This is a genomic window from Thiohalophilus sp., assembly GCF_031581315.1.
In the GTDB taxonomy this organism is placed as follows: domain Bacteria; phylum Pseudomonadota; class Gammaproteobacteria; order UBA6429; family Thiohalophilaceae; genus Thiohalophilus.
Genome location: NZ_JAVLAZ010000123.1, coordinates 1 through 1524 on the forward strand (window position 1 = coordinate 1; position 1524 = coordinate 1524).

Here is a 1524-nt window from a genome sequence, read left to right on the forward strand (position 1 = left end):
ACGGTGTGAGCGATCACTGCGGGGTCGCGCAGGATGCGGCGGTGGCCGAGGCCGTCGGTGCGCAGCAGGTGGCTGCCGGGCCAGGCCTGGTGGAGGATTTCGGCCTGGGTGGGGGTGACTTCGCGATCGTCGTTGTCATGGATCAGCAGCGCGGGGATATTGTCCAGCAATTCCACGTTGGCTTCGGGAGAGAGCTGCTCCCAGACATCCTTGCCGAAGCGGGCCATGACCCGCTCCTCGAAGGCCTCGCGGGCGCGGTGCGGCAAATGCAGCAGTTCGCAGAAGCTGTTGAACAGATAGGGCATGCGCCCCGGCGGGCTGACCCCGACGACCCGGTGGGCGGCCACGCCCAGGTGGCGCAGGGCATAGGCGGTGACCGCCACGCCGAAGGAGTGGCCGACGATGCCCTCGAACGGCCCGAAGCGGACCGACACGGAACGCAGGGCGTGGGCGATCTCGATCAGATCGGTGCGTTTGCCGGGGCTGTAGCCGTGGGCCGGGGCATCGAAGGCGATGACCTGGTAGCCGGCCTGCAATAACGGCTCGATAAAACCGCACAGCTGGGTGGCCCGCCCGTTCCAGCCGTGCATCAGCAATACCCGCGGCCCCCTGTGGCCCCAGCGATAGAGCGCCACCATGCCGTTATCCAGGGTGGAGACATATTCCCGCCGGGCGGCATTGAGCCAGACCCGCTCGCGCGGCGGCAGCCGGAAACGGTACGGCGAGAACCAGCGCCGACAGGCGACCCCGGCGGCCAGCGACGGCGCCACGCTGCCAAGCACCGCCAGCCAGGTCGCCAGCGCCCGGATCCCGGTAATGTGCAGCCTGGGTGTACGCGAAATGACCATATGGATTCCCCCTCCCCCATGGCGGGGAGTATAAATATAGTCCACGCACCGACTGTGTGCAGGTATAAACCTGTTTTATGGCCAAGTGCCGGATTTTGAAGGTATTTGGGCGGCCCGTGCCTTGCGGGGGCGGGGTAAAGGCCGTAATCTTGAGCGCCTGATAACCATAATAAACGGCAGGATGAGGAGCCACGATGGCGCAGATGAATTTCGAGCAGGCCCGTCTGAACATGATTGAGCAGCAGATCCGGCCCTGGGAAGTGCTGGATCAGCAGGTGCTGGATTTACTGATTGAAGTGCCGCGCGAGGACTTCGTCCCGCCCGAGTTTCGCAAGCTCGCCTTCACCGACATGAATATTCCGCTGGGTCACGACGAGGTGATGATGTCACCCAAGTTCGAGGCCCGCATGCTGCAGGGCCTCACCGTCCGCCCCGACGACACTATATTAGAGGTGGGCACCGGCAGCGGTTATGTCACCGCCCTGCTCGCCCGCCTGGGCAAGCATGTCTACAGCGTCGACCTGCACGGGGATTTTGTCGAGGCCGCCCAGGCCAAGCTCAACGCGCATAACATCCACAATGTCACACTGGATGTCGGCGATGCCGCGCACGGCTGGGACAAACACGCCCCCTATGATGTCATCTGCATTACCGGTTCCCTGCCGATCCTGCCCAA

General features: G+C 64.1%; 2 protein-coding genes. One reads left to right on the top strand and one right to left on the bottom strand.

Features of this window, described 5'->3' with window-relative positions:
* A partial coding sequence (locus RI563_RS12350) for an alpha/beta fold hydrolase (RefSeq protein WP_310694689.1) occupies window positions 1-848 on the bottom strand: 848 nt, incomplete at its 3' end.
* A gap of 194 nt (window positions 849-1042) precedes the next feature.
* On the opposite strand from RI563_RS12350, the gene RI563_RS12355 reads away from it, so the two are divergent.
* Window positions 1043-1524: protein-L-isoaspartate O-methyltransferase (locus RI563_RS12355; RefSeq protein WP_310694690.1), on the top strand; the 482-nt coding region annotated here is incomplete at its 3' end.